The sequence below is a fragment of the Pseudomonas sp. PS02288 genome (genome assembly GCF_029959715.1).
Lineage (GTDB): Bacteria > Pseudomonadota > Gammaproteobacteria > Pseudomonadales > Pseudomonadaceae > Pseudomonas_O > Pseudomonas_O kuykendallii.
Genome location: NZ_JASCPA010000053.1, coordinates 1 through 23,736 on the forward strand (window position 1 = coordinate 1; position 23,736 = coordinate 23,736).

A 23,736-nucleotide genomic window follows, 5' to 3' on the forward strand; every position below is an offset into this window, starting at 1 on the left:
GCACGCACCGGCAAGCCGGCGTTCGACGCGAAGTAGGCCGCGCGCCGCCGCCCGCGGCCCGCGGCCCGCGGCCGCCAGGCTGGCCGCGGGCGGCGCATATGCATAAGATGGGTCATGCCGTAACGGATTGAATTTATTCGACATGACCACTCCTCTCCTGATCACCGGAACCAGCAAGCGCGTCGGCTACGAATTGGCCCTGAGCCTGGCCGAGCGGGGTTACGACATCCTTTCGGTGAACCGCACCGACACCTCGCCGAAGCATCCGCGGATCGTCCATTTCCAGGCGGACCTGATGGACCGCACCCAGCGCGAGCGGCTTGTCGCCCATGTGCGAGCCCGCCACGAGGCGCTGCGTGGCATCGTCCACAACGCCTCGCAGTGGCTGGACGATAGCCTGGAAAACCTCGAGGCGATGTTGCGCCTGCACGTGGAGGCACCGTTCCAGCTGAACCTGGAGCTGGGCGACTGGCTGAAGAAGGCCGGCCGCGCCGACATCATCCATATCTGCGACGAGAGCGCCTCGCGTGGCAGCAAGAACCACGTCGCCTATGCCGCCAGCAAGGCCGCGCTGCAGAACATGACCCTCTCGTTCGCCGAGATGTACGCGCCGAACGTGCGCGTTAACAGCATCTCGCCGGGCCTGCTGATCCTCAAGGAGGACAGCACCCCGGAATACGTCGAGAAAACCTTTCGCAAGGCGCTGCTGGAGTTCGAGCCCGGGGCCGAGCCGCTGATCCAGACCGTCGCGTACCTGCTCGAATCCAACTACACCACCGGCAGCAACGTCGTGATCAACGGCGGCCGGCACCTGAGGAAGGAAGCCCCGCTTGATTGATTCGAAGAAGATCATCTACCTGCCGCGCTGGATCAAGATCACCATCGTCACCGCGCTGTTCAGCTGCCTCGCCGCCTCCATCTACATCTCGCTGTCCTTCGTCGGCGTTCCCGACCGCAGCGACTGGATTCTGCTTTCGCTGTCGATGGCGCAGATCACCGCCACGGCGCTGGTGATCAGCATGGTGCTGATCTTCGGCGAGCGCGAAGCCAACCTGCAGTTCCTGGTGAGCAAGACCGAGCGCCTGCTGCTCAAGCAGCTGCCGTCGGTGCTGGAACGCATCGAGGACTCGAACGGCCACAAGCCGAAGGTGCAGGTCTCGAAGATGAACAACATCTTCGGCGCCAACTACCGCCTGGACACGCCGGGCGTGGCGACCAAGATGTGGATCGGCTTCAACGTGGACCGGATCATCATCGCCTACTTCCTGCCGGCCACGCAGACCACCGACGAGGTGCGCGAAACCTTCCGCTACACCTTCGGCGGCGCCGAGTCGGTGGGCTACAAGGTCAATTACGAGGAAGCCACGATCAAGGACAGCGGCGAGCAGATCATCTCGATCTGGTGCACCTGGCCGGCGATCCAGGACAGTTCGCACCTCTCCACCGAGCTGTTGAGCAACCCGGAGAAGAAGCTGTTCATCATTCAGGACATCGCGATGATGACGCAGTCGTTCATCCGCACGGCCGAGCGCAACTCGGTCGGCATCCTCACCCGCTGCGATCCGGGCCCGCTCTAGACGCTCACTCGGCGAACGCGACCGTGCTCATCAGGGCGATGCCGGCGCGGGCGTCCAGGCGAGTGTGCTGCACCACCACCGGCACGTCGGACTCGATCACGCTGGAATAGTCGGTCTCGCGCGGCAGTGGCTGCGGGTCGTCGAGGTCGTCGTAGCGCACGTGCAGCGTGCGCCGCGCCGGCACTTTGAGGCGATACGGGCCAATGGGCTCGCGGTCGGCGAAGTACAGCGTGATGGCGACCTGCGCCGGCTGGTCGCCGGCATTCAGGATGCACGCCGCCTCGTGGCTGCGCAGGGTGCGGTCGTCGGGGTTCGGACCGAGTGGCGGCAGGTAGCCTTCGGCGATCACCCAGCGTTTCTTTCCAATGGACATGCGTACTCCCCATGGGATGCGATGCGCCCGCCCGAGCGGCAGGCACCTGATGTCCGGACCCGGCGGCGCGCGGCAAAGTTCCTCGCGAAGGCTGGCCGACGAGCCCGCCGAGCGAGGCTGGATGATCGTTCCGGGCCCGCGTTATCATCGCCACGCCTCACCGCCCGCCGCCTTGCGCCGGGCACCGATCAATCCGCCCGCGAGAATCGAGATGACTGAAGAACAACGCATCGAGCTCGAAGCCGCCGCTTTCCGTCAGTTGGTTCAGCACCTGCGCTCGCGCCCCGACGTGCAGAACATCGACCTGATGAACCTCGCCGGCTTCTGCCGCAACTGCCTGTCGAAATGGTACAAAGCCGCCGCCGACGACCTCTCCCTGGACGTCAGCCCGGAACAGGCACGCGAGGAGATCTACGGGATGCCTTACGCCGACTGGAAAGCTAAATACCAGAAGGAAGCCAGCGCCGAGCAGAAGGCCGCTTTCGACAAGGGAAACAAGGTATGACGCTGGACGACTTCCGCGCCGCCCTCGGCAGCGACGAACATCGCTTCGCCGACACCCTCGCCTTCATCGAGGCCAACTACCGGTTCAGCCCCAGCGCCTTCGTCAACGGCGCGGTAGAGAATGCCGAGGGGCAGAACGAGGGTTCCTGCAAGACCCTCGGCCTGGCGCAACTGGAAGCACTGAGCGACGAAGAAGCCCTGCGCGCGTTCGGCGAACACTACCGCAGCGTGCTGGCTAATCCGCAAGGCAGCGACCACGGCAACATCCGTGCGCTGATGAAAACCGGGCTGGCCGGCGTGCGTTTCGCCCGCCAGCCGTTGGCCCGCAAGGCCTGACGGTCCCGGCTCAGGCCTGGTCGAGGTAACGCTCTGCGTCCAGGGCGGCCATGCAACCGGCGCCGGCCGAGGTGATCGCCTGGCGATACACCGAATCGGCGACGTCGCCGGCGGCGAACACGCCCGGCAGGCTGGTCGCCGTGGCATTGCCGTCGCGTCCGCCGCCCACCACCAGATAGCCGTCGCGCAGCGCCAACTGGCCTTCGAACAGGCCGGTGTTGGGCGTATGGCCGATGGCGACGAACAGGCCGTCGACGGCAAGGTCTTCGCTGCCGCTGGCGGTTTTCAGACGCACGCCGGTGACGCCGCCGGCATCGCCCAGCACCTCTTCCACTTCCGCATGCAGCTTGAGCACGATGCGCCCTTCGGCGACGCGGGCCTGCAATTTGTTCTGCAGGATCTTCTCGGCGCGGAAGCTGCCGCGCCGATGCACCAGGGTCACCTTGCTGGCGATGTTGGCCAGATACAGCGCTTCTTCCACGGCGGTGTTGCCGCCGCCGACCACCGCCACTTCGCGGTTGCGATAGAAGAAGCCGTCGCAGGTGGCGCAGGCCGACACGCCGCGGCCCATGAAGGCTTCTTCCGAGGGCAGGCCGAGGTAGCGCGCGCTGGCGCCGGTGGCGACGATCAGCGCATCGCAACTGTAGCTGCCATTGTCGCCGTGGAGGACGAAGGGCTTTCCAGCCAGGTCCACGCCATTGATGTGGTCGAAGACGATCTCGGTCTCGAAGCGCTCGGCGTGCTCCTGCATACGCTGCATCAGCGCCGGGCCGGTGAGTCCGTGGGCATCGCCGGGCCAGTTGTCGACCTCGGTGGTGGTGGTCAGCTGCCCACCGGCCTGCAGGCCGGTGATCAGCAGCGGTTTGAGGTTGGCGCGGGCCGCGTAGACCGCCGCGGTGTAACCGGCGGGACCCGAGCCGAGAATGATCACCTTCGAATGACGATCGGCAGACATCACGGACTCCTCGAATAAAGCGGAGCCGCCAGGCAATAGGGGAAGACTCAACAGGCGGCTCCGAAAAAACACGCCGACCCGATGCACGTTTGCGCAGGGTTCGGCTCGAATGCGCTGGAGCCTATAGCCGCCTTCTGCTTGGGCAAAGTGGCGCTTTTCAATTTCCCCGATAGGCAGCGGCTATCGTATGTGGTGTCGCCGCTGTCCCAACAGGTCCGTCCCCTCCCATGAATCTGCGCAAGCGCCTGCTCTGGCTGTTCATCCCGACGCTCACCCTGACGCTGGTGGCCGTCGGCGCGCTCTCCGAACGGCTGTTGCTCAGCCATTTCGACCGCCAGGACAGCGCGCAACTGATGAGCAAGTCGCGCCACTTGCACGAACACATGGAGGCGGACATCTCCCGCCACCTGGACCTGCTGCGCAGCCTGGCCTGGTGGGACCTGACCTACACCTTCATCGAGCGACCGCGCGTCGACTACATCCGCAGCAACCTGCCGGCGGCGAGGCTGGCGAACCTCGACCTGGACTTCATGGTGTTCTTCGATCGCCAGCCGCGCATCGTCGCGCAGACCTGGCGCGCCCAGCAGTTGCTGGAAGTGACGGACCTGCTGCCCGAGGGCGGCAAAGGCCCGCGCAGCATGATCGGACTGCGCCAGGGCATCCTGCAGCGCAGCCGGCAGATGGGCAGCCTCGACTACGCCGGCGACGCCCAGCATGCGATGGGCCAGGTGATGGTCGTGCAGGGCGTGGCGCTGCTGCTGGTGAGTAGCCCGATCAGCGATAACCTGGGCAAGGCGCCGCCCAACGGGGTGGTGGTCGCCGGGCAGATCCTCGATCAGCGCCTTCTCGACGGTTTCCTCCAGGACGCGCCCGGCAGCCTGCGGGTGGTGCCGCTGGCCGGCGACACCACCGGCTGGCAGCAGCTGCGCCCGCGCAGTTCGCGCCAGGGCGAGATTCGCCTGAGCCCGCGGCGGGTGCTCGATGCGAGCACCCAGCAGGTAGACCTGCAGTTCTTCAATCCGCTGGGCGAGGCCGAGCTGCGTCTGCAGATCACCCAGCCACGCCTGCTCTACCAGCAGGGCCGCACGGCGGTGGGCTTCTTCCTTGGCCTGACGCTGCTGCTCCTGGTGGTCGCCCTGCTGCTCGCCTACACCGGCCTCGACCGCTGGGTGCTGCGGCGGGTACGCCGGCTCAACCAGGAAGTGGCGGCGATCGGCATCGACAGAGGCCGGCAGCGGCTGAGCGAACAGGGCGACGACGAACTGGGTCAGCTCGCCGGCGAACTCAACCACATGCTGGAGCGACTGGAACGCAGCGAGGAACGCGACAAGGCGATTCTCGACTCTATCCAGGAAGGCTATTTCGAGATCGCTCCGGGCGGCGAGATCCTCGCCGTCAACCGCAGCCTCGAGCGGCAGCTGGATTGCAGCCGCGAACAGCTGGTCGGCCATGCCATCGAGGAAATCCTCGATGCCGAGGTGGTCGAGCGCGCCCGCACCCTGATGCTCCAGAGCAAGGGCGAGCGCGCCAGCCTGATCTCGCCGTTCAAGCGCCACGACGGCAGCCTGCGCTACTTCGAGACGCGCTTCTCCAACATCGAGGATGCCGACGGCCAGTACGCCGGCATCCGCGGCATCCTGCGCGATGTGAGTGATCTGGTGGCCTACCAGAACAGCCTGCTGGACATGGCCTACCGCGACCCGCTGACCGGCCTGGGCAACCGCAAGGCCTTCGACGAACACCTGCACGCGGCGCTGGAAAAGGCGCAGCAGGACGAGGCGCCGCTGGCGTTGCTGTTCATCGACCTGGACCGCTTCAAGGAAGTCAACGACCGTTTCGGCCATGACCTCGGCGACGCCCTGCTGACGGCCATCGCCGAACGCCTGCGCGGCGCGCTGCGCCACCCCGACCACTTCTACCGGCTGGGCGGCGACGAGTTCACCCTGCTGCTCGGTGGCGAGGACGCGAGCAGCGCGCTGGCGCTCGCCGAACGCCTGCTGCAGGTGCTCGAACCGGCCTTCGAACTCAACGGCCAGCGCGTGGACTTCGTCACGCCGAGCATCGGCATCGCGCTCTATCCGGACCACGCCCGCCAGCCGGACGAACTGATCAGGGCCGCCGACAGTGCCATGTATCAGGCCAAGCAACGGCGCAACCAGGTGTTCCTCTACCGGCCGCAGCCCGACGCGCGGTAACGCATCGTCGAAATTGCGCCGCAGCGGCCAGGCGGCGCCGCTGATAAGCTCGGCAGCCTTACCCTTGAGGAAGACGACATGGCGCTACCCGCCCTGAGTGGCCCGCAGTACCTGCGCGAAGGTTTGAGACTGGTGCTCAGCCCGGGCCTGCGGCTGTTCCTGCTGCTGCCGCTGACGATCAACGTGCTGCTGTTCGCCGGCCTGGTCGGCTTCGCCCTGACCCAGTTCAACGTCTGGGTCGAGACGCTGATGCCGAGCCTGCCGAGCTGGCTGGGCTTCCTCGAATACCTGCTCTGGCCGCTGTTCGTGACGCTCGTGCTGGTGATGATCTTCTTCAGCTTCACCCTGCTGGCGAACATCATCGCCGCGCCGTTCAACGGCTTCCTCGCGGAAAAGGTCGAAGTGGTGGTCCGCGGTCAGGACGACTTTCCACCGTTCCACTGGGGCGAGCTGGTGGCCATGCTGCCACGCACCCTGGGCCGCGAACTGCGCAAGCTGCGCTACTTCCTGCCGCGCGCGCTGGGCCTGCTGATCCTGTCCTTCATCCCGGTGCTGAACCTGGTGGCGACGCCGCTGTGGGTGCTGTTCGGCATCTGGATGATGGCCGTGCAATACATCGACTACCCGGCCGACAACAACAAGCTGGGATTCGACGAAATGCTCGCCTGGCTGCGCGCCAAGCGCTGGCAGAGCCTGGGCTTCGGCGGCATCGTCTACGTCGCACTGCTGGTGCCGCTGCTCAACCTGCTGATCATGCCCGCCGCCGTGGCCGGCGCGACGCTGTTCTGGGTACGTGAGGGTGGCAAGGGCGAGATCGGCAACCCGGTCCGGCGCTAGACGCGGGCGTTCCGGGGCATGTCGCGGCCGCCCCGCTTCAGCGGCGGGACGGCGGGAGGGGGCGGGAATCAGACCAGGCTGGTAAGGGCGTCGCGGCTGAACGGCAGGATGTCCTGCTGGCGGCCTTCGCGGACCTTCACCGCCCAGTCCGGGTCGACCAGCAGCGCGCGGCCGACGGCTACCAGATCGAACTCCTGATTGTTCAGGCGCTCCAGCAGGCTTTCGATGCCGGCCGGCTGCGCGACCTTGTCGGTGTTGACCATGAACTGCAGGAACTCGCCGTCCAGGCCGACGCTACCGACGGTGATGGTCGGCTTGCCGGTCAGCTTGCGGGTCCAGCCGGCGAGGTTGAGATCCGAACCCTCGAATTCAGGCTCCCAGAAACGCCGCGTGGAGCAGTGAAAGATGTCCACGCCGGCTTCGGACAGGGGCTTGAGGAACGCGCCCAGCTCCTCCGGCGTCTGCACCAGGCGGGCGTTGTAGTCCTGCTGCTTCCACTGCGAGAAACGGAAGATGATCGGGTAATCCGGGCCGACCGCGGCGCGCACCGCCTGGATCAGCTCGATGGCGAAACGCGAGCGCTGCGCGAGGTCGCCGCCGTACTCGTCGGTCCGCTGGTTGCTGCCTTCCCAGAAGAACTGGTCGACCAGATAGCCGTGGGCGCCGTGGATTTCCACGCCATCCATGCCGATGGCCTTGGCGTCGCGCGCGGCCTGGACGAAAGCGGCGATCACTTCGTCGATGTCGGCCTTGGTCATGCCGTGCACGATTTCCTGGCCGTCCTTGAGTTTTTCGCACGGGCCGTAGCCCGGCACGCTGGCGTCCGGTTCGGTGCCGAGCTTGCGCACGTTGCCCACGTGCCACAGTTGCGGAACGATCTTGCCGCCTTCCGCGTGCACCGCGTCGACCACCTGTTTCCAGCCGGCCAGGGCATCCTCGCCATAGAAGCGCGGCACATGCGGATAGCCGTTGGCGGCCTTGTGCCCGACGGTGGTGCCCTCGGTGACGATCAGGCCGACGCCAGCGCCGGCACGACGGCGGTAATACTCGACGACCTTCGCATTGGGCACTCCGCCCGGCGAGAACGAGCGAGTCATCGGCGCCATCACCACGCGGGTGGGCAATTCGAGAGCGCCCAGGCGGAAGGGCTCGAACAGGGTGTGCAAGGGGGCGGACATGGGCGTTTCTCCTTCGGCCGACCAGCTGACCGGTCGTCTCGTTTTCGGGGTTAAAAAATCAGGCCTGCAGCAGGCGCTCCAGGCGCACGATGAACGACTGGATCGGCTCGCCGCGGCTGCCGACCTTCAACTGCGTCAGCACGCCCTGCCAGGCATTGGCGATGAACGCGGCGAGGTTCTCGCAATCCTCGTCGGCCGGCAGTTCTCCGGCGGCCCGCGCCTGCTCCAGGCAGCCCTGGAGAATCTGCGCCGAGCGTTGCAGGATGGCGCCGACCTGGTTACCGATGGCTGGCGACAGCTCGGCCATCTCGAAACTCAGGCTGCCGATGAAGCAGTGGAACTGGAGTTTTTCCGGCCGGGCGAAATGCGCCAGCAACTCGCGGTAGTAACCGAGGATGCGCTCGCGCGGCGGCAGCGCCGGATTCGCCAGCGCCTGGGCGTAGCGCTCCAGCCGCGGTAGGTAGAGGTACTCCAGCGCCTGCAGGGCGAAGTCTTCCTTGCTCGCGAAGTAGTGGTAGAACGATCCCTTGGGGATGCTCGCCGCCTGGACGATTTCCTGCACGCCGGTGCCGTGGTAGCCGCGACGCAGCATCACCTGCGCACCTTTGGCGAGGATCAGTTCACGCTTGTCGGAACGCGGGTTTGTGCTCATAGCGACGAGCATATGACCGGTCGTCTCGCGCGCCCATCACTATTGATGCAGATGATGAAGCGGGATCAGAGGTCATCGAGTGGCGGCCGTCGGCCGGCGCGAGGGAGGGTCAGGCCAGGGCTTTCTCGATTGCCTGGATCAGCGCCGGATCATCCGGCGTGGTGCGCGGCGAGAAGCGCGCCAGCACGCGACCATCCTTGCCGACGAGGAACTTCTCGAAGTTCCAGGTGATGTCGCCGGGAAACTCCGCGCCCTCGCCCGCCAGCACGCCGTAGAGACGATGGCGACCGGGGCCGTTCACCTCGAGCTTGGCGCCCAGCGGGAAGCTGACGTTGTAGTTGAGGCTGCAGAACTCGCGGATCTCGCTCTCGCTGCCCGGCTCCTGCCCGGCGAACTGGTTGCACGGCAGGCCGAGCACGCTGAAGCCCTGCTCGCGGTACTGCTGGTGCAGCTTCTCCAGGCCGGCGTACTGCGGCGTCAGCCCGCATTTGGAGGCGACGTTGACGACCAGCACCACCTGGCCCTTGAAGGGCGCCAGCGGTAGCGGCTGGCCCTCGAGGTCGAGAAGCTGCAGATCGTGGAAGATACTCATGACGAACTCCTGGCCTTTCCTTGCGCGGAATAAAAAGGCGCCCGGAGGCGCCTTTCGATCGAAACCGATCAGTGGTGATGACCACCTTCGCCGTGGATGTGCCCGTGGGCGACTTCCTCGGCGGAAGCATCGCGAACGTCGACCACGGTGACGTCGAAGTTCAGGCGCTGGCCGGCCAGCGGGTGGTTGCCGTCGACGGTGACGTCGTCGCCGTCGAGGTCACGGATGGTGACGATCTGCATGCCGCCGTCCGGGCCGGAGGCGTGGAACTGCATGCCGACTTCCAGCTCGTCGACGCCTTCGAACATGGCGCGGCTGAGGGTGGTGACCAGCTCGGCGCTGTACTCGCCGTAGGCTTCTTCGGGCTCGATGGAGACCTTGACCTGGTCGCCGACCTGCTTGCCTTCAAGGGCTTTTTCCAGACCGACTATGATGTTTCCTGCACCTTGCAGGTAGGCGAGCGGCGCACCACCGGCGGAACTGTCGATCACCTCACCGGCGTCGTTTGTCAGGGTATAGTCGATGGAGACGGCCTTGTTGGCGGCGATCAGCATGGGGCGAGACCTTTTGCAAAAGTATGATGAACGAACGAGTTTAACCGTCGCCCCGCGGGAAAGCGAACCCGGCGCTGACGGACGGGACCGCCCGCATCTGCTTGATTTCCGTCAGGACGAAGACGGCCACTGGGTGGCAGTCTTGTCCTGCGGTCACACCCAGCATCTGCGCCATCAGCCTCCCTGGCAGTTGCGCGAATGGGTGCTCGACCCGGCACGACGCCTCGCTCAGCTAGGCCGTCCGTTTGCCTGCGGCTGGTGCCGCATCCAACAGACCGAACAGAGCAAGGATTCCTGAATGCCAGCACGCAATATCCTGGTCATCAACTGCGGCAGCTCCTCGATCAAGTTCGCCCTGGTCAACGAAGCGCAGGAACAATTCCCTCTCAGCGGCCTGGCCGAACGCCTCGGCAGTGCGGACGCCGTGCTGCACTGGCAGCGCGACGGGCAGAAGGACAGCCTGGCAATCCCCGGCGCCGACCACCGCGACGCCCTCGCCCACCTGCTGCCGATGGTGCAGACCGCCGCCGGCGGCCACCTGCACGGCATCGGTCATCGCGTGGTGCACGGCGGCGAATCCTTCACCAGCGCGCGCCGGCTCGACGAACAGGTGATCGCCACCATCGCCGCCATCGCCCCGCTGGCACCGCTGCACAACCCGGCCGCGCTGCAGGGGATCGAGGCGGCGCTGAAGCTGTTCCCGACCCTGCCGCAGGTCGCCGTGTTCGACACCGCGTTCCACCAGAGCATGCCCGAGCACGCCTACCGCTACGCCCTGCCCGAGGCGCTGTACCGCGAGCACGGCGTGCGCCGCTACGGTTTCCACGGCACCAGCCACCATTACGTCAGCCACCGCGGCGCGCAGCTCGCCGGCCTGCCCTACGACGCCAGCAGCTGGCTGGTGGCGCACCTGGGCAACGGCAGCTCGACCTGCGCCATCGTCAACGGCGAAAGCCGCGACACCAGCATGGGCCTGACCCCGCTCGAAGGCCTGGTGATGGGCACCCGCAGCGGCGACGTCGACCCCAACCTGCACAGCCACCTGGCGCGCAACCTCGGCTGGGACCTGGAAAAGATCGACCGCATGCTGAACAACGACAGCGGCCTGCTCGGCCTGTCGGGGACATCCAACGACATGCGCACCCTGGAGCAGGCCCGCGAACAGGGCCATGCCGGCGCCACGCTGGCCATCGAGGTGTTCTGCTACCGCCTGGGCAAGTCGCTGGCGAGCATGAGCTGCGCGCTGGAACGCCTCGACGGGGTGATCTTCACCGGCGGCATCGGCGAGAACTCCGCGCTGGTACGCAGCAAGACCGTCGCCCACCTCAAGCTGCTCGGCCTGGCCCTCGACGAGGCGGCCAACGCGCGCTGCGTGCGCGGCGTCGCCGGCTCGATAGAAGCCGCCGGCCACCCGCGCGTGCTGGTGGTGCCGACCAACGAGGAACGCCAGATCGCCGTGGAAACCCTGGCTTCGCTCGACTGATCAAGACGCCGCCGGCGCGACCCGCCGGCCGTTCCATCCGGTTTCAGGAGTACCGCCATGCACACCTTCTTCATCGCCCCGACCGGTTTCGGCGTCGGCCTCACCTCCATCAGCCTCGGCCTGGTCCGTGCACTGGAGCGTGCCGGCCTGAAGGTCGGTTTCTTCAAGCCGATCGCCCAGCCGCATCCGGGCGACGAAGGCCCGGAGCGTTCCACCGAGCTGATCGCCCGCACCCACGGCCTGACGCCGCCGCAACCGCTGGGCCAGGCGCACGTCGAGCACATGCTCGGCGACGGCCACCTCGACGAGCTGCTCGAGGAGATCATCAGCCTCTATCAGCAGGCAGCACAGGACAGGGACGTGGTGATCGTCGAAGGCATGGTGCCGACGCGCCAGGCCAGCTACGCGACGCGCGTCAACTCGCACCTGGCGCGCAGCCTCGACGCCGACGTGATCCTTGTCTCCGCGCCGGAGGATGAAAGCCTGACCGAGATGTCCGACCGCATCGAGATCCAGGCGCAGCAGTTCGGCGGGCCGAAGGACCCGAAAGTGCTCGGCGTGATCCTCAACAAGGTGCGCAGCGAGGACGGTATCGACGGTTTCACCCGGCGCCTGCAGGAACACGCGCAACTGCTGCGCAGCGACGACTTCCGCCTGATCGGCTGCATCCCCTGGCAGGACGAGCTGAACGCCCCGCGCACCCGCGACATCGCCGACCTGCTTGGCGCGCGGGTGCTCAACGCCGGCGAATACGAGCAGCGGCGCATGCTCAAGATCGTGCTCTGCGCGCGCGCCGTGCCGAACACCGTGCAACTGCTCAAGCCCGGCGTGCTGGTGGTGACGCCCGGCGATCGCGACGACATCATCCTCGCCGCCAGCCTGGCCGCGATGAATGGCGTGCCGCTGGCCGGCCTGCTGCTGTGCAGCGATTTCCAGCCGGACCCGCGGATCATGGAGCTATGCCGGAGCGCGCTGCTCAGCGGCCTGCCGGTACTCACCGTGGCGACCGGTTCCTACGACACCGCCACCAACCTGAACCGGATGAACAACGAAATCCCGGTGGACGACCGCGAGCGTGCGGAGAAGGTCACCGAGTTCGTCGCCGGGCACCTCGAGCATGAATTCCTCAAGCAGCGCTGCGGTGACCCGCGCGAGCTGCGCCTGTCGCCGCCGGCGTTCCGCTACCAGTTGGTCAAGCGCGCGCTGGCGGCGAACAAGCGCATCGTCCTGCCCGAAGGCGCCGAGCCGCGCACCGTGCAGGCCGCGGCGATCTGCCAGGCGCGCGGCATCGCCCGCTGCGTGCTGCTGGCCAAGCCGGAGGAAGTGCAGGCCGTCGCCCAGGCGCACGGCATCCAGCTGCCGGCCGGGCTGGAGATTCTCGACCCGGACCTGATCCGCGGGCGCTACGTCGAACCGATGGTCGAGCTGCGCAAGAACAAGGGGCTGAACGCACCGATGGCCGAGCAGCAGCTGGAAGACAGCGTAGTGCTGGCAACCATGATGCTGGCGCTGGACGAAGTCGACGGGCTGGTCTCCGGCGCCGTGCACACCACCGCCAGCACCATCCGCCCGGCGCTGCAGCTGATCAAGACCGCGCCGGGCTACAAACTGGTGTCCTCGGTGTTCTTCATGCTGCTGCCCGACCAGGTGGTGGTCTACGGCGACTGCGCGGTGAACCCCGACCCGAGCGCCGCCGAGCTGGCCGAGATCGCCATCCAGAGCGCCGACTCGGCGGCCTCCTTCGGCATCTCGCCGCGGGTGGCGATGATCAGCTACTCCACCGGCGACTCCGGCAGCGGCGAAGAAGTGGAGAAAGTCCGCGAAGCCACCCGCCTCGCCCGTGAAAGCCGCCCCGACCTGCTGATCGACGGCCCGCTGCAGTACGACGCCGCCGCCATCGAAAGCGTCGGCCGGCAGAAGGCGCCGAACAGCCAGGTTGCCGGTCGTGCCACGGTGTTCGTGTTCCCCGACCTGAACACCGGCAACACCACCTACAAGGCCGTACAGCGCAGCGCCGGGGTGATCAGCGTGGGGCCGATGCTGCAGGGGCTGCGCAAACCGGTGAACGACCTGTCGCGCGGCGCGCTGGTGGACGACATCGTCTTCACCATCGCCCTCACCGCAATCCAGGCGTCCAGTCAGGAAGCCTGAACAGCCGCGCAGAAAGTGGCGCTGCAAGCCTGATCGGCAACACCAAAGCCAGGCTTGCAGTTCAGTGAACAATCGTTACCCTTGGTGGCCAACTGCCCGCCGGCGACCGATCGGCGGGTGACTCAACGGGCCCCTTGCCCCCTGCCGAGATGCACCGGTTCCATGCTCAGTTTTCTTCCTTCCTTCGTGCGCGGCATCCTCGCCGCGCTGCTGCTGGCCCTGAACACGCTGATCTGCTGCGTGCCGCTGTTCACCCTTACGCTGATCAAGCTGCTGCTGCCCTCCGAGGGCCTGCGTCGGGCGATGACGCCGGCGGTCAACTTCATCCACGAGTGGTGGATCAGCTGCAACAAGCTCTGGATGCGGCTGGTACGACGCACCCGCTGGGACGTGCAGGGCCTCGACGGGCTGGACTACCAGCACTCCTACCTGGTCACCAGCAACCACCAGAGCTGGGCCGACATCCTGGTACTGCAATACCTGCTCAACCGCCACATCCGCCCGCTGAAGTTCTTCCTCAAGCAGGAGCTGATCTGGGTTCCGGTGATCGGCGCCTGCTGGTGGGCGCTGGATTTCCCGTTCATGAAGCGCTACAGCAAGGCCTACCTGGCCAGACACCCGGAGAAGAAGGGCAAGGACCTGCAGACCACCCGGCGCACCTGCGCCAAGTTCCGCCATGCGCCGGTGGGCGTGTTCAACTTCCTGGAAGGCACGCGCTTCACCCGCGCCAAGCATGACCAACAGGGCTCGCCGTTCCGCTACCTGCTCAAACCCAAGGCCGGCGGCATCGCCTTCGTTCTCGACGCCATGGGCGAGCAGCTGGAATCCATCGTCAACGTGACCATCCACTATCCCGAAGGCATCCCGGATTTCTGGACGCTGCTTAGCGGGCAGATCGGCGAAGTGGTGGTGCGCTTGCAGGAGCTGAAAATCCCCGCCGCCTTCATCGGCAAGACTTACGACCAGGACGAGACCTACCGCCTGCAGTTCCAGCAGTGGGTCAACGCGCTGTGGGAAGAGAAGGATGAAGAGCTGGGGCGACTGCATGCGCAGTTCGCCCCGGCAAAGCGCTGAGCAAGCGCCCTAGTTGCTGATGCCGTGCGGCAAGTCGCTCCAGTCGATCTGCAGCGGAAACTCCCGCGCCTTGTCCACCGGCAGGCCGGGCGACACCAGGAAGCCCTGCATGATGTGGCACTGGTGATCGATGAGCCAGTCGCGCTGGGCGATGGTTTCCACGCCCTCGGCGATTACTTCCAGGCCCAGCTCGCGGCCCAGGTTGATGATGGTGCTGACCACCGCCGCATCCTTCGGCGAATCGAGCATGTTGGAGATGAACAGGCGGTCGATCTTCAGCGTATCCAGCTCGAAGTGGCGCAGGTAGGCCAGCGACGAGTAGCCGGTGCCGAAGTCGTCGATGGCGATCTTCACCCCCAGCTGGCGCAACTGACGTAGCTGCTCGCGGGTGTTCTCCAGGTCCGCCATCAGCGCGCCCTCGGTCACCTCCACCTCGACCTGTGCCGGGCTCAGCCCTTCCTGCTCGATCACCCGGCGCAGATCCTCGACCAGCTGCGGCATGCTGAACTGCACCGGGCTGACGTTGAGGCTGACCACCAGGCCCTGGCTGAAGCTCGGCCAGGTCTGGCACTGCGAAACGCCCTGGCGGAAGATCCAGCCGCCGAGCCGGTTGATCAGCCGGGTTTCCTCCAGCAACGGGATGAACACGCCGGGCGACACGCTGCCGGCGACCCGGTGCTGCCAGCGCAACAGCGCCTCGAAGCCGCGCAGGCGGCCGCTTTCGAGGTAGATCTGCGGCTGGTAGACCAGGGCGAATTCGTTCTGCTCGATGGCCACCCGCAGGCTTTCCTCGACCATCAGCCGCGAGCGCGCGCGGCCGTTCATTTCCGGCGAGAAGAAGCGGTACTGCTGGCGCCCGGCGCGCTTGGCCTCGTACATCGCCATGTCCGCGGCGCGCAGCATGGCGTCCACGCTGCGCCCGCTGTCGGGGAAACAGGCGATGCCGATGCTGGCGCCCAGGGTGACTTCCATGCCGTCGACCTTGTAGCGGATCGAGATCGCCTCGATCAACTTCTCGGCGACCCGCGCGGCATCCTCGGGATGATCGAGGGAGTCGAGCAAGGCGGTGAATTCGTCGCCGCCCATCCGCGCGAGGATGTCGTAGGGGCGCAGGCACTTCTGCAACTGGTCGGCGACGCGCTTGAGCACTTCGTCGCCGGCCGCGTGGCCGAGCGAGTCGTTGATGCGCTTGAAGCCGTCGAGATCGAGGTAGAGCACCGCCAGGTACTTGCCGTTGCGGTCGTTGCGCGCCAGCGCCGCTTCCAGCGCCTGGTCGAAGCCGCGGCGGTTGGGCAGCGTGGTCAGCGCATCGGTGACCGCCTGCGATTCGAGCTGGGCGTGCAGGTTGTGCACCACCGACATGTCGAGAACGATGACCACCATCGAGCGCTGCTGGCGCGACAGCGGCGAGCACGACAGCGCGACCGGCAGCAGCCCGTCATCGACGATGCGCAGGAAGGCGTCGTGCAGCCGGTAGACCATGCCGCGACGCCAGTGCTCGTAGATCTGCGACTCCTTCCAGGCAGTACTCTCCAGCGACGCCGTTTCGATGTGATCGAGCAGGCGCGTGCCCTGCAGCTGGGTGACCTGGCACTGCAGCATCTGCGCGATGGCCGAGTTGGCAAAATCGATCACGCCCTCGTCGTTCACCACCAGGATGCCTTCGGCGGCGTTCTCCAGCACCGAGGCGTTGAACGCGCGCTCGCTTTCCAGCTGCTGGGTGAGCAGTTGCAGGTCGCGGCGGCTGCGCTCGTGATCGAGCAGCGAGCTGACCTTGTGCCGCAGCACCTGCGGGTTGAAGGGCTTGTGGATGAAGTCCACGGCGCCAGTGGCATAGCCGCGCATCACCGACTCGGAGGTGTGATCCACCGCGGAGATGAAGATGATCGGGGTGAAGCGCGTGCGCGAGTTGCCACGCATCAGCCGGGCGACCTCGAAACCGTCCATCTCCGGCATCTGCACATCCAGCAGCACCAGGCCGACGTCGTCTTCCAGCAGGCATTGCAGCGCCTCGACGCCGGAAATCGCGGTGCGCACATTCCAGTCGCCGTTCTGCAGCAGAGCCTTCATGGCTATCAGGTTGGCTTCGCGATCATCGACCACCAGCAGCGTCTGCGCTGCCGCGAATGGAACCTTAGCGTGCGCCGAAGCCATTCTTCACTCCTTTGAAGAACCAGGTTTTACCTATCGGCAGTCCAATCGGGTAGCGGGCGTGTACGGAGACCCAGGGTCGTTGGCACATAAGGCACACCTATTATCGAACTGCTCTTTAGTTATCGACGGCCGCAAGGGCCATGCCTTGAAGATAGCCGCTATTGTCTGACAAGGCCGCCCGCCAGAGCGTTCCGCTCAAATTGATCGACGGGCGGCAATTGGCCACTACTTACTGCTGAGCGGGTATCGGCCGCAGGTTCACTTCGACCCGGCGGTTCTGCGCCCGCCCGGTATCCGTCGCGTTGCTCGCCACCGGCTGGTCCGGCCCGGCGCCACGCGTACTCAGGCGAGCCGGCGTGACACCTTGCGCGGTCAGGTAGTCGGCGACGGCCTGGGCGCGGCGCTGCGACAGGCTCATGTTGTAGGCATGCGAGCCGGTGCTGTCAGTATGGCCGACGATCTCGATGTTGTTCTGCTCGTACTGCTTGAACGAGGTCGCCAGGTTGTTCAGCGGGCTGTAGAAGGCGCTGACGATCTCCGCCGAGTCGGTGGCGAAGGTGATCGCGCCGGGCATGATCAGTTTGATGTCGTCACCCTGGCGCTGCACTTCAACGCCGGTGCCTTCCATGCTGCGGCGCAGTTCGGCCTCCTGGCGATCGGCGTAGTAGCCGTAGCCGGCGCTCGCCGCGCCGACCACCGCGGCGCCGATCAGCGCGCCCTTGCCGCGGTTGTTGTGATCGATGGCGGCACCCGCCACCGCACCGGCCAGGGCGCCGAGGCCACCGTACTTGGCGGTGCGGTTGCTGCCGCCAACGTCGCTCTGGTTGTCGTATGGATTGGGCGAGGCACAACCGGCCAGCAGCGCCAGAAGTGTTGCACCGATCAACAGACGGGGAACTTCGAACATGATTGCTCCTTCTTTACAAAAACAGGCTGGCCGTTAGAGAGGCCCGCCAGACGGAAATTCCCCCGGAAAAATCCCGGAAGAGGATGCAGCACGATGCCAATGGTTGCCGAGTATACGAATGTCGAGCCTACACGCCGGGAAGTCGATGCGTTGCATGGAGCGACGCTGATCGAGTTCGGCACCGGCTGGTGCGGCCATTGTCGCGCCGCGCAGCCGCTGATCGCCGACGCGTTCACCGCGCACCCCGGCGTGCGCCACCTGAAGATCGAGGACGGCCAGGGCCGGCGCCTGGGCCGCTCGTTCAAGGTCAAACTCTGGCCAACGCTGGTGTTCCTCCACGATGGCGAGGAAGTCGCGCGCCTGGTCCGGCCGAACGACGCCGACGAGATCGAACGCGCGCTTTCGCGCATCGAGGGCTGACTCAGCACGCCGGGCGATAGCTGCCCGGCGTGCGCCCGGTCCAGTTGCGAAAGGCGCGGCGGAAGTTCGACGGATCGCTGAAGCCAAGCAGGCTGGCGATTTCCTGTAACGGCAGCTGCGTGGTGGTCAGGTATTGCAGCGCGAGGCGCTTGCGCACGTCGTCGAGCACCGCCTGGTAGCGCGTGCCGCTGGCCGCCAGATGCCGGCGCAGGCTGCGCCCGCTGATGTGCAGCGCACGCGCCGCGCTTTCCAGATCGGGAAACTCGCCGGGCCGCGCCAGCAGCAGGCGGCGCAGGCGCGTCAGCAAACCCTCGCCGAGATCCAGCGTGGCCAGCAGCGCCTCGCATTGCTCCTGGCACATGCCCAGCGCCGCCGGGTTGGCCAGCGCCATCGGCCGTTGCAGGTAATGCGAAGGCAGGCTCAGGCGATGCTCGGCCTGGGCGAATGCCATAGTCGCCCCGCCGAAGGCAGCGGCATAGCGCGTGGCGTAGTCCGGCGCCGCATGCGCGAAATCCACGCGCACACCTTGCGGCACCTCGCCGAGCAGGAAACAGGCGATGCTGTGCAGGCTGCTCAGCAGGCTTTCCGCGGCGAAGCGCGCCAACCCCGCCAGCGGCACGCCCTCGATGGCGCTGAGCACGAGATAGCCGCCCTCCTCGCGCACCTGCAGATCGAACGCCAGCCCCAGCACCCGGTAATAGCGCAGGGCGAACTGGATCGCCGTGCCCAGATCGGCGCTCGCCAGCACCGCGTAGCCGAGGATGCCGTGGCTGGACAGGTTCAGCCGCTGGCCGAGCAGCAGGCCCAGCGCCGGCTCGTCACAGAGCTGCAGGGCGGCGCTGGCCAGCCGGTAGAAATCGGCGAAGGCCAGCCTCCCGTTGACGCTGGCGAACGCCTCGGCGCGCAAGCCGGCGGTGGCCAGCAGGCGCTCGCGCGGCACGCCCAGTTCGGCGGCGAGTTGCAGCAGGGCTTCGGCGTAGGCCAGCGGCAACTGATCGCTGCCGGCCTCGAGGGAGCGGCGCAGCGTCATGCGGCAGCCCTGGCCGGATATGACCGCTCGATTGGCAGGTGACGACCTGTGCCCCCTGCGCTGCGTTGGCGATAGTTGAAGCCCGACCGCCAACAGGAGCACGAATCATGGCCAGCAGCACGCCGGAAGGATTGCAGATCCGTCCTCGGCACCTCGACTTCGACCTGCCCGACCCGTTGCCGCGCCACTGGCACGGCGGCGATGCGTTCAGGAGCCACCTGTTCGACGCCATGTCGGTGCTGTTCCCCGACGGCGAGCGCTTCTTCATCGATTCGGTGCGGCACTTTCGCGACGAGATCGACGACCCGACGCTGAAGGAGCAGATCCGCGGCTTCATCGGCCAGGAAGGCCACCACAGCCGCGAGCACCTGCAGTACAGCCAGCGCCTGCGCGACCTCGGCTACGCCATCGAACCGATCGAGCGACGCGCCCGCGGGCGCATCCGCTATGCGCAGAAGCACCTTTCGCCGCAACGCCAGCTGGCGGCCACCGCGGCGCTGGAACACATCACCGCGATCATGGCCGACCAGGTGCTGCGCGACCCCGAGTGCCTGCGCGGCGCCGAGCCGAACATGGCGCGCCTGTGGCGCTGGCATGCGCTGGAGGAAACCGAGCACAAGGCGGTGGCGTTCGACGTCTACCGGCAGGTTTGCGGCAGCCGCACGCTGCTGCGCCGGGCGATGCGCGTGGCGACGCTGTTCTTCGTGCTGGATACCGCCCGCGGCCTGGTGCACATGCTCAGGCGCGACGGCCTGCTGTGGAACTGGCGGCTGTGGCGCGACGGCCTGCAGTGGATGTGGGGCAGGAACGGCGTGTTCCGCCCGCTGCTGCGCACCTATCGGGACTTCTTCGCCGCCGACTTCCACCCCTGGCAGCACGACAACCTCGCGCTGCTGCAGCAGGTGCGCGAGGAGTTCGATCCGCAGCCACGGGCCGCGTGAGCTGCCGGTCATCCGCGCAGGAAGCGCAATGCATCCATCGCGCTGCGCTCGGGCACTTCCTCCATGGGGATGTGCCCGACGTCTTCATAGGTGATCACCTGCAGTCCCGGCAGGTCGCGATGCCACAGTTCGACGTGTCGCGGCGAAATCCAGCGATCGCTCTCGCCCCACATGAGCAGCGTCGGCACGCCGATGCGCGCCACCCGCGCCGGCGTGTCGTGCAGTTCGTCGCGATTGACCTGCAGCAGCAGGCGGAAGATTTCCATCATCGCGCGCCGGTTGCCGGGGCGCCGGGTCAGGTCGTAGTAGCGGTCGACCACGCCAGGCGCGATGCGCTCGGGGTCACCGTAGACCTCCTTGATGCCCTGCGCGATCAGCGCGCGCGGCATCCACAGCGGGATCGTCAGGCTGGCGCCGGGCAGCGCGGCGGAGGCGATCATCCACGGGACTTTCTTCATCGGATAGCCGGCGCTGTCGATCAGCAGCAGCTTGCTCACCCGCTGCGGCGCCTGCAGGGCGAAGTTCCAGGCGAGGTGACCGCCGAGCGAATTGCCGGCGATGTGCGCGCGCTCGATGCCCAGGTAGTCCAGCAGCAGGCCGAGCACGCGCACCAGCCGCTCGGTGGAATAGCCGCCGCCGTGGCGCGGCGGCCCGGTGAGGCCGAAGCCTGGCAGGTCGAAGCGGACCAGGCGGTAATGCGCAGTGAGCTGGGCGACCCAGCCGTCCCAGGTGTGCAGCGAGGAAACCACGCCGTGGATCAGCACCAGCGCGGGTTTGTCGCGGCTGCCCTCGTCGCGGTAATGCACCTCGAAGCCGTCCAGCTCGACGAACCGGGAGCCGCTTTCGGCGCTGGCGTAACGGGCTTTCAGGCGCTCCAGCGACAGCGCGCCGAAGCCCAGGCGGGCGAAACCGGAGGCGACCGGGGGCAGTAGGGAGTAGGTGGAGGCAGACATGGCAGTTCCCTCTTGTTGTACGTCCATGACAGCACGCGGCGCCGTGCCAACGTGCCCAACTTTGGTTCGGCAGCTCGATGACGGGATGGCGGCGACGCTTCGATCGGAAACGCTCCGGCGTGAAGCTCAGCTCAATAGGCCGAGGGTCTTCGCCTGCGCCACGGCCTGGGTGCGCCGCTCGACGCCGAGCTTGGCGTTGATGTGGCGGGCGTGGGTCTTCACCGTGTGCAGCGAGATGAACAACTGATCGCTGATCTCCTGGTTGGAGCAGCCCTGGGCGATCAGCTGGAGCACCGCCAGCTCGCGCGAGCTGAGGGCATCGACGAGTGCGGCCGCCGTCGAGGCCGACTCGCTGGGCGCGGGAATCAGCGCCGAAAGCGCCCCGCGCACCGGGCAGCCGGGACGCTCGCGGAGCCGCTCGCGCAGCCATTCCGGGCGCTGCACGAACAGCTCGTTGAACGGCAGCAAGGCGCCGCCCAGCGCGCCGGCGAGGCTCTCGCCGAACTGCTGGCGGGCCTCGCTCTCACGGTTGCCGGCGAGCATCAACAGGGTCAACTGCACCTGGGCCACCACGGCCAGCAACTGTCCGCCCTCGGTCTGCGCGCGGGTGCACAGCGCGCGCAGGCGGCGTTCGGCGGATTGCGCCTGGCCCTGATGGCGTTCCAGCGCGGCGCGTTGCAGCTCGATGTACAGCGGCAACTGCGGATGACATTCGGGCGCCGCCGCCGGCTGCTCGCCGCCGTAGGTTTCCGCCAGGCGTTCGAGCCAGGATTGCGCCAGCTCCAGCTGCCCCTGGGCCAGCCAGAGGTCGCATTTCACCAGGGTGATCATCGCCAGGTAGTACACCGGCGGGATGTCCCAGATGTGCATCAGCCGCTCGGCCTCGGCCAACTGGACGAACGCCTCCGGCAGGTTGCCGCTGCGCCCTTCCAGGGTGGCCAGCACGCAGTAGCCGATCAGCAGGCTGACGTCGCGACAGGCGCGTGCCTCGCCGATGCCGCCGACCAGCCGCGTGCGCGCCTGCTGCGGCTGCAGGCCCAGCGCTAGCAGATGTCCTTCATAGATGGTCAGCCGCGCGCGCACAGCGTACAGCCGCTGCGCCGGCAACCCGTGCAGGCGCTGCAAACCCTGGCGGACTTCGTCCAGCGCGCGGACCACTTCGCCGCGCGCCTGCAGGATGCGCGCGCGGTCGTAATGCGCCAGCGCCTCGAACAGCGGGTTGCCGACCCGCTGGGCGAGCTCCAGCGCCTCGCGGTTCAGGCCGCGCGCGCGCCATAGGTCGCCCTTGACCACGGCGATGTTGGCCAGCGTCGACAGACACATCAGGCGCTGTCCGTAACGCTGCTGCGGCAAGCCGCCGACCGCCTCGCTGCAATAGCGCTCGGCCAGCGCGATATCGCCACGACCGCGCGCGATCACGCCGCTGAGTGCCTGCCACTGGGCCAGCAGGCCGCGCTGACTGGCGTCGTCCGGTGCGGGCAGAAAACGCGAAAGGTTGCCCGCCAACTCCTCGGCGGCGTCCAGCTGGCAGGCCAGCGCCAATGCCCAGCCGTAGAGCAGGATCAGCCGTGAGGTGCTGACCAGCAGGCTGTCCGGCAGGTCCATCTTCCAGCGCAGCAGCATGGCCACGTTCTGTTCGGCGAGCAGCTGTTCCTCGGAGAGGTTCTGCACCAGACTCGCGGCGACGTCCGGTTGGCCGGCACGCAGCGCCTGTTCCACCGCTTCGTCGAGCATGCCCTGGGCATTGAACCAGCGGCAGGCGCGCAGATGCAGGCCGGTCTGCGGCATCTGAGTGGTCGCCTGCTGCACCCGCAGCAGGTCGGAAAACAGGTGGTGATAGCGAAACCAGTGGCCGTTTTCGTCGAGCGGGACGAGGAACACCTGATGCGCCTGCAGGTGCTGCAGAATCGCCGCGCTGTCATGGCTCTCGCGCACGGCGTCGCAGAGTCCGGCACAGAAGCGATCGAGGCAGGCGGTTTCGTAGAGGAAGGTCTGCACCTCCGCCGGCTGGCGTTCGATCACCTCTTCCAGCAGGTAATCGCGGATCAGGCTGTCGGCACCGTGCGGACCGTGCCCGAGATCCCCCGGCTCGACCTGATCCTGGCTGGCGAGCAACCACAAGCGCAGCCCGGCGACCCAGCCTTCGCTGCGCTGCAGCAGGTTTTCCAGCGCGATGCCATCGACGCGCGCGCCCTGGCTGCCAAGCAGCGCGGTAGTTTCCTCGGCGGTCAGGCGCAGGTCCTGCTCGTTCAGTTCGAGCAATTGTCGCGACAGGCGCAGGCGCGCCAGGTGCCAGTCCGGACGCTGACGGCTGGTGACCAGCAACAGCAAACCCGCGGGCTGGTGGTTGAGCAGGAATTGCAGGCAGCGATCAAGCACCGCGCCCTTCGCCAGGTGATAGTCGTCCAGCGCCAGCAATACCGGACGCGCGGGGTCGAGGCGCTCGACCAGCTCGTCGAGCAGCCCATCGAGGCATTGCTCGAAAGCGAATGGCTGGTGCCGCTGGCGGGTTTTCAGCAGAGTCAGAGCTTCGTCGCCGAGGCCCGGAAAGAACTGTCGCAGCCCTTCGATCATCCGCTCGAGGAAGCGGCCCAGATCGCTGTCCCGGCGGCTCAACGCCAGCCACAGGCTGCGCCACTCGCTCGGCAGGCCCTGGCAGAACTCGATCGCCAGCGAACTCTTGCCGAACCCCGCCGGCGCGCTGACCAGCAGCAGGCGCCCGCCCAGCCCTTCGCTCAAGCGCTGGCACAGCCGCGGGCGCGGCACGTAACCGGCCGGCAACGGCGGGCGAAAGAAACGGCCTTCGGTCGGAGCGCAGGTATCGGGGCCAGGCAGAGTGGGCGTTTGCGAAAGGACAGTCATCGGGGCGA

23 protein-coding genes are annotated in these 23,736 nt (G+C 66.9%); 12 read left to right on the plus strand and 11 right to left on the minus strand.

Annotated features, from left to right (window positions below; translation table 11 throughout):
- Nucleotides 1-142 precede the first annotated feature (142 nt).
- Entirely contained in the window at nt 143-838 is a 696-nt protein-coding gene (gene folM / locus QMX85_RS18350) for a dihydromonapterin reductase (protein ID WP_282343282.1), read from the plus strand.
- A complete protein-coding gene (locus tag QMX85_RS18355; protein WP_090226898.1) occupies nt 831-1,577 on the plus strand; it encodes a hypothetical protein in 747 nt (248 codons plus the stop codon). The genes folM and QMX85_RS18355 overlap by 8 nt, the downstream gene beginning before the upstream one ends.
- Before the next feature lie 4 nt (nt 1,578-1,581).
- On the opposite strand, the gene QMX85_RS18360 is transcribed toward QMX85_RS18355, so the two are convergent.
- Nucleotides 1,582-1,950: a sensory rhodopsin transducer gene (locus tag QMX85_RS18360; protein WP_282343285.1), complete on the minus strand. Its 369-nt coding sequence runs from the start codon at nt 1,948-1,950 to the stop codon at nt 1,582-1,584.
- Between the two features lie 211 nt (nt 1,951-2,161).
- Here QMX85_RS18360 and QMX85_RS18365 point away from each other — a divergent pair, with 211 nt between their 5' ends.
- Nucleotides 2,162-2,455 carry a DUF1244 domain-containing protein gene (locus tag QMX85_RS18365; RefSeq protein WP_282343286.1) on the plus strand — a complete coding sequence of 98 codons (294 nt, stop codon included), beginning with the start codon at nt 2,162-2,164 and terminating at the stop codon, nt 2,453-2,455.
- Complete coding sequence (locus QMX85_RS18370) at nt 2,452-2,790, plus strand: HopJ type III effector protein (protein WP_282343288.1); 339 nt, start codon at nt 2,452-2,454, stop codon at nt 2,788-2,790. The genes QMX85_RS18365 and QMX85_RS18370 overlap by 4 nt, the downstream gene beginning before the upstream one ends.
- Nucleotides 2,791-2,800: 10 nt before the next feature.
- Here the strand turns inward: QMX85_RS18370 and trxB are convergent, their stop codons facing one another.
- Nucleotides 2,801-3,745: a thioredoxin-disulfide reductase gene (trxB, locus tag QMX85_RS18375; RefSeq protein WP_090226888.1), complete on the minus strand. Its 945-nt coding sequence runs from the start codon at nt 3,743-3,745 to the stop codon at nt 2,801-2,803.
- A 227-nt stretch (nt 3,746-3,972) separates the two neighbouring features.
- Here trxB and QMX85_RS18380 point away from each other — a divergent pair, with 227 nt between their 5' ends.
- The gene (locus QMX85_RS18380) at nt 3,973-5,940 is read left to right on the plus strand and encodes a diguanylate cyclase (protein ID WP_282343292.1); all 1,968 of its coding nucleotides are present in this window, start codon (nt 3,973-3,975) and stop codon (nt 5,938-5,940) included.
- A 78-nt stretch (nt 5,941-6,018) separates the two neighbouring features.
- Nucleotides 6,019-6,777 carry a sulfate transporter CysZ gene (gene cysZ / locus QMX85_RS18385; protein WP_282343295.1) on the plus strand — a complete coding sequence of 253 codons (759 nt, stop codon included), beginning with the start codon at nt 6,019-6,021 and terminating at the stop codon, nt 6,775-6,777.
- Between the two features lie 68 nt (nt 6,778-6,845).
- Here the strand turns inward: cysZ and QMX85_RS18390 are convergent, their stop codons facing one another.
- The 4 genes from QMX85_RS18390 to QMX85_RS18405 form a co-directional block, all read right to left on the minus strand.
- Nucleotides 6,846-7,955, minus strand: coding sequence for an NADH:flavin oxidoreductase (locus QMX85_RS18390; protein ID WP_282343297.1), 1,110 nt, complete (start codon nt 7,953-7,955; stop codon nt 6,846-6,848).
- Between the two features lie 58 nt (nt 7,956-8,013).
- The gene (locus QMX85_RS18395) at nt 8,014-8,619 is read right to left on the minus strand and encodes a TetR/AcrR family transcriptional regulator (protein WP_282343299.1); all 606 of its coding nucleotides are present in this window, start codon (nt 8,617-8,619) and stop codon (nt 8,014-8,016) included.
- 97 nt (nt 8,620-8,716) lie between these two features.
- A complete protein-coding gene (locus tag QMX85_RS18400) occupies nt 8,717-9,199 on the minus strand; it encodes a glutathione peroxidase (RefSeq protein WP_282343300.1) in 483 nt (160 codons plus the stop codon).
- Between the two features lie 68 nt (nt 9,200-9,267).
- Nucleotides 9,268-9,753 carry a peptidylprolyl isomerase gene (locus tag QMX85_RS18405; protein WP_282343302.1) on the minus strand — a complete coding sequence of 162 codons (486 nt, stop codon included), beginning with the start codon at nt 9,751-9,753 and terminating at the stop codon, nt 9,268-9,270.
- Here QMX85_RS18405 and QMX85_RS18410 point away from each other — a divergent pair.
- From QMX85_RS18410 to QMX85_RS18425, 4 genes are all read left to right on the plus strand, one after another.
- Nucleotides 9,722-10,051: a DUF3565 domain-containing protein gene (locus tag QMX85_RS18410; RefSeq protein ID WP_282343304.1), complete on the plus strand. Its 330-nt coding sequence runs from the start codon at nt 9,722-9,724 to the stop codon at nt 10,049-10,051. The genes QMX85_RS18405 and QMX85_RS18410 overlap by 32 nt on opposite strands.
- Nucleotides 10,052-11,236, plus strand: a complete 1,185-nt coding sequence (locus QMX85_RS18415; RefSeq protein WP_282343305.1) for an acetate kinase — start codon at nt 10,052-10,054, stop codon at nt 11,234-11,236.
- Nucleotides 11,237-11,293: 57 nt separating this feature from the next.
- Nucleotides 11,294-13,387: a phosphate acetyltransferase gene (gene pta / locus QMX85_RS18420; protein ID WP_282343307.1), complete on the plus strand. Its 2,094-nt coding sequence runs from the start codon at nt 11,294-11,296 to the stop codon at nt 13,385-13,387.
- 162 nt (nt 13,388-13,549) lie between these two features.
- Complete coding sequence (locus QMX85_RS18425) at nt 13,550-14,461, plus strand: acyltransferase (RefSeq protein WP_282343309.1); 912 nt, start codon at nt 13,550-13,552, stop codon at nt 14,459-14,461.
- A gap of 9 nt (nt 14,462-14,470) precedes the next feature.
- Here the strand turns inward: QMX85_RS18425 and QMX85_RS18430 are convergent, their stop codons facing one another.
- Nucleotides 14,471-16,615: an EAL domain-containing protein gene (locus QMX85_RS18430; protein ID WP_282343311.1), complete on the minus strand. Its 2,145-nt coding sequence runs from the start codon at nt 16,613-16,615 to the stop codon at nt 14,471-14,473.
- A 229-nt stretch (nt 16,616-16,844) separates the two neighbouring features.
- Nucleotides 16,845-17,522, minus strand: coding sequence for an OmpA family protein (locus QMX85_RS18435; protein ID WP_282343313.1), 678 nt, complete (start codon nt 17,520-17,522; stop codon nt 16,845-16,847).
- 93 nt (nt 17,523-17,615) lie between these two features.
- On the opposite strand from QMX85_RS18435, the gene QMX85_RS18440 reads away from it, so the two are divergent.
- A complete protein-coding gene (locus tag QMX85_RS18440) occupies nt 17,616-17,942 on the plus strand; it encodes a thioredoxin family protein (protein ID WP_282343315.1) in 327 nt (108 codons plus the stop codon).
- Between the two features lies 1 nt (nt 17,943).
- On the opposite strand, the gene QMX85_RS18445 is transcribed toward QMX85_RS18440, so the two are convergent.
- On the minus strand, nt 17,944-18,966 hold the full coding sequence (locus QMX85_RS18445) for an AraC family transcriptional regulator (RefSeq protein ID WP_282343338.1): 1,023 nt from the start codon (nt 18,964-18,966) through the stop codon (nt 17,944-17,946).
- A 113-nt stretch (nt 18,967-19,079) separates the two neighbouring features.
- Between QMX85_RS18445 and QMX85_RS18450 the strand changes: the two genes are divergently transcribed.
- Entirely contained in the window at nt 19,080-19,913 is an 834-nt protein-coding gene (locus QMX85_RS18450; protein WP_282343317.1) for a metal-dependent hydrolase, read from the plus strand.
- An 8-nt stretch (nt 19,914-19,921) separates the two neighbouring features.
- Here QMX85_RS18450 and QMX85_RS18455 read toward each other — a convergent pair whose 3' ends face one another.
- Together QMX85_RS18455 and QMX85_RS18460 are read right to left on the minus strand one after the other, a co-directional pair.
- Nucleotides 19,922-20,866 (minus strand): alpha/beta hydrolase, encoded by a 945-nt coding sequence (locus tag QMX85_RS18455; protein WP_282343318.1) that lies wholly within the window; start codon nt 20,864-20,866, stop codon nt 19,922-19,924.
- Between the two features lie 126 nt (nt 20,867-20,992).
- Nucleotides 20,993-23,728 carry a LuxR C-terminal-related transcriptional regulator gene (locus QMX85_RS18460; protein ID WP_282343319.1) on the minus strand — a complete coding sequence of 912 codons (2,736 nt, stop codon included), beginning with the start codon at nt 23,726-23,728 and terminating at the stop codon, nt 20,993-20,995.
- Between the last annotated feature and the right edge of the window lie 8 nt (nt 23,729-23,736).

Excerpts from the sequence above, each read along its gene's own strand:
- pta (WP_282343307.1), top strand. The coding sequence starts at position 11,294 with ATGCACACCTTCTTCATCGCCCCGACCGGTTTCGGCGTCGGCCTCACC.
- QMX85_RS18400 (WP_282343300.1), bottom strand. The coding sequence starts at position 9,199 with ATGAGTATCTTCCACGATCTGCAGCTTCTCGACCTCGAGGGCCAGCCG.
- QMX85_RS18395 (WP_282343299.1), bottom strand. The coding sequence starts at position 8,619 with ATGCTCGTCGCTATGAGCACAAACCCGCGTTCCGACAAGCGTGAACTG.
- QMX85_RS18380 (WP_282343292.1), top strand. The coding sequence starts at position 3,973 with ATGAATCTGCGCAAGCGCCTGCTCTGGCTGTTCATCCCGACGCTCACC.
- QMX85_RS18410 (WP_282343304.1), top strand. The coding sequence starts at position 9,722 with ATGGAGACGGCCTTGTTGGCGGCGATCAGCATGGGGCGAGACCTTTTG.
- QMX85_RS18370 (WP_282343288.1), top strand. The coding sequence starts at position 2,452 with ATGACGCTGGACGACTTCCGCGCCGCCCTCGGCAGCGACGAACATCGC.
- trxB (WP_090226888.1), bottom strand. The coding sequence starts at position 3,745 with ATGTCTGCCGATCGTCATTCGAAGGTGATCATTCTCGGCTCGGGTCCC.
- folM (WP_282343282.1), top strand. The coding sequence starts at position 143 with ATGACCACTCCTCTCCTGATCACCGGAACCAGCAAGCGCGTCGGCTAC.
- QMX85_RS18455 (WP_282343318.1), bottom strand. The coding sequence starts at position 20,866 with ATGTCTGCCTCCACCTACTCCCTACTGCCCCCGGTCGCCTCCGGTTTC.
- cysZ (WP_282343295.1), top strand. The coding sequence starts at position 6,019 with ATGGCGCTACCCGCCCTGAGTGGCCCGCAGTACCTGCGCGAAGGTTTG.
- QMX85_RS18405 (WP_282343302.1), bottom strand. The coding sequence starts at position 9,753 with ATGCTGATCGCCGCCAACAAGGCCGTCTCCATCGACTATACCCTGACA.
- QMX85_RS18365 (WP_282343286.1), top strand. The coding sequence starts at position 2,162 with ATGACTGAAGAACAACGCATCGAGCTCGAAGCCGCCGCTTTCCGTCAG.
- QMX85_RS18435 (WP_282343313.1), bottom strand. The coding sequence starts at position 17,522 with ATGTTCGAAGTTCCCCGTCTGTTGATCGGTGCAACACTTCTGGCGCTG.
- QMX85_RS18460 (WP_282343319.1), bottom strand. The coding sequence starts at position 23,728 with ATGACTGTCCTTTCGCAAACGCCCACTCTGCCTGGCCCCGATACCTGC.
- QMX85_RS18430 (WP_282343311.1), bottom strand. The coding sequence starts at position 16,615 with ATGGCTTCGGCGCACGCTAAGGTTCCATTCGCGGCAGCGCAGACGCTG.
- QMX85_RS18450 (WP_282343317.1), top strand. The coding sequence starts at position 19,080 with ATGGCCAGCAGCACGCCGGAAGGATTGCAGATCCGTCCTCGGCACCTC.
- QMX85_RS18425 (WP_282343309.1), top strand. The coding sequence starts at position 13,550 with ATGCTCAGTTTTCTTCCTTCCTTCGTGCGCGGCATCCTCGCCGCGCTG.
- QMX85_RS18360 (WP_282343285.1), bottom strand. The coding sequence starts at position 1,950 with ATGTCCATTGGAAAGAAACGCTGGGTGATCGCCGAAGGCTACCTGCCG.
- QMX85_RS18440 (WP_282343315.1), top strand. The coding sequence starts at position 17,616 with ATGCCAATGGTTGCCGAGTATACGAATGTCGAGCCTACACGCCGGGAA.
- QMX85_RS18390 (WP_282343297.1), bottom strand. The coding sequence starts at position 7,955 with ATGTCCGCCCCCTTGCACACCCTGTTCGAGCCCTTCCGCCTGGGCGCT.
- QMX85_RS18415 (WP_282343305.1), top strand. The coding sequence starts at position 10,052 with ATGCCAGCACGCAATATCCTGGTCATCAACTGCGGCAGCTCCTCGATC.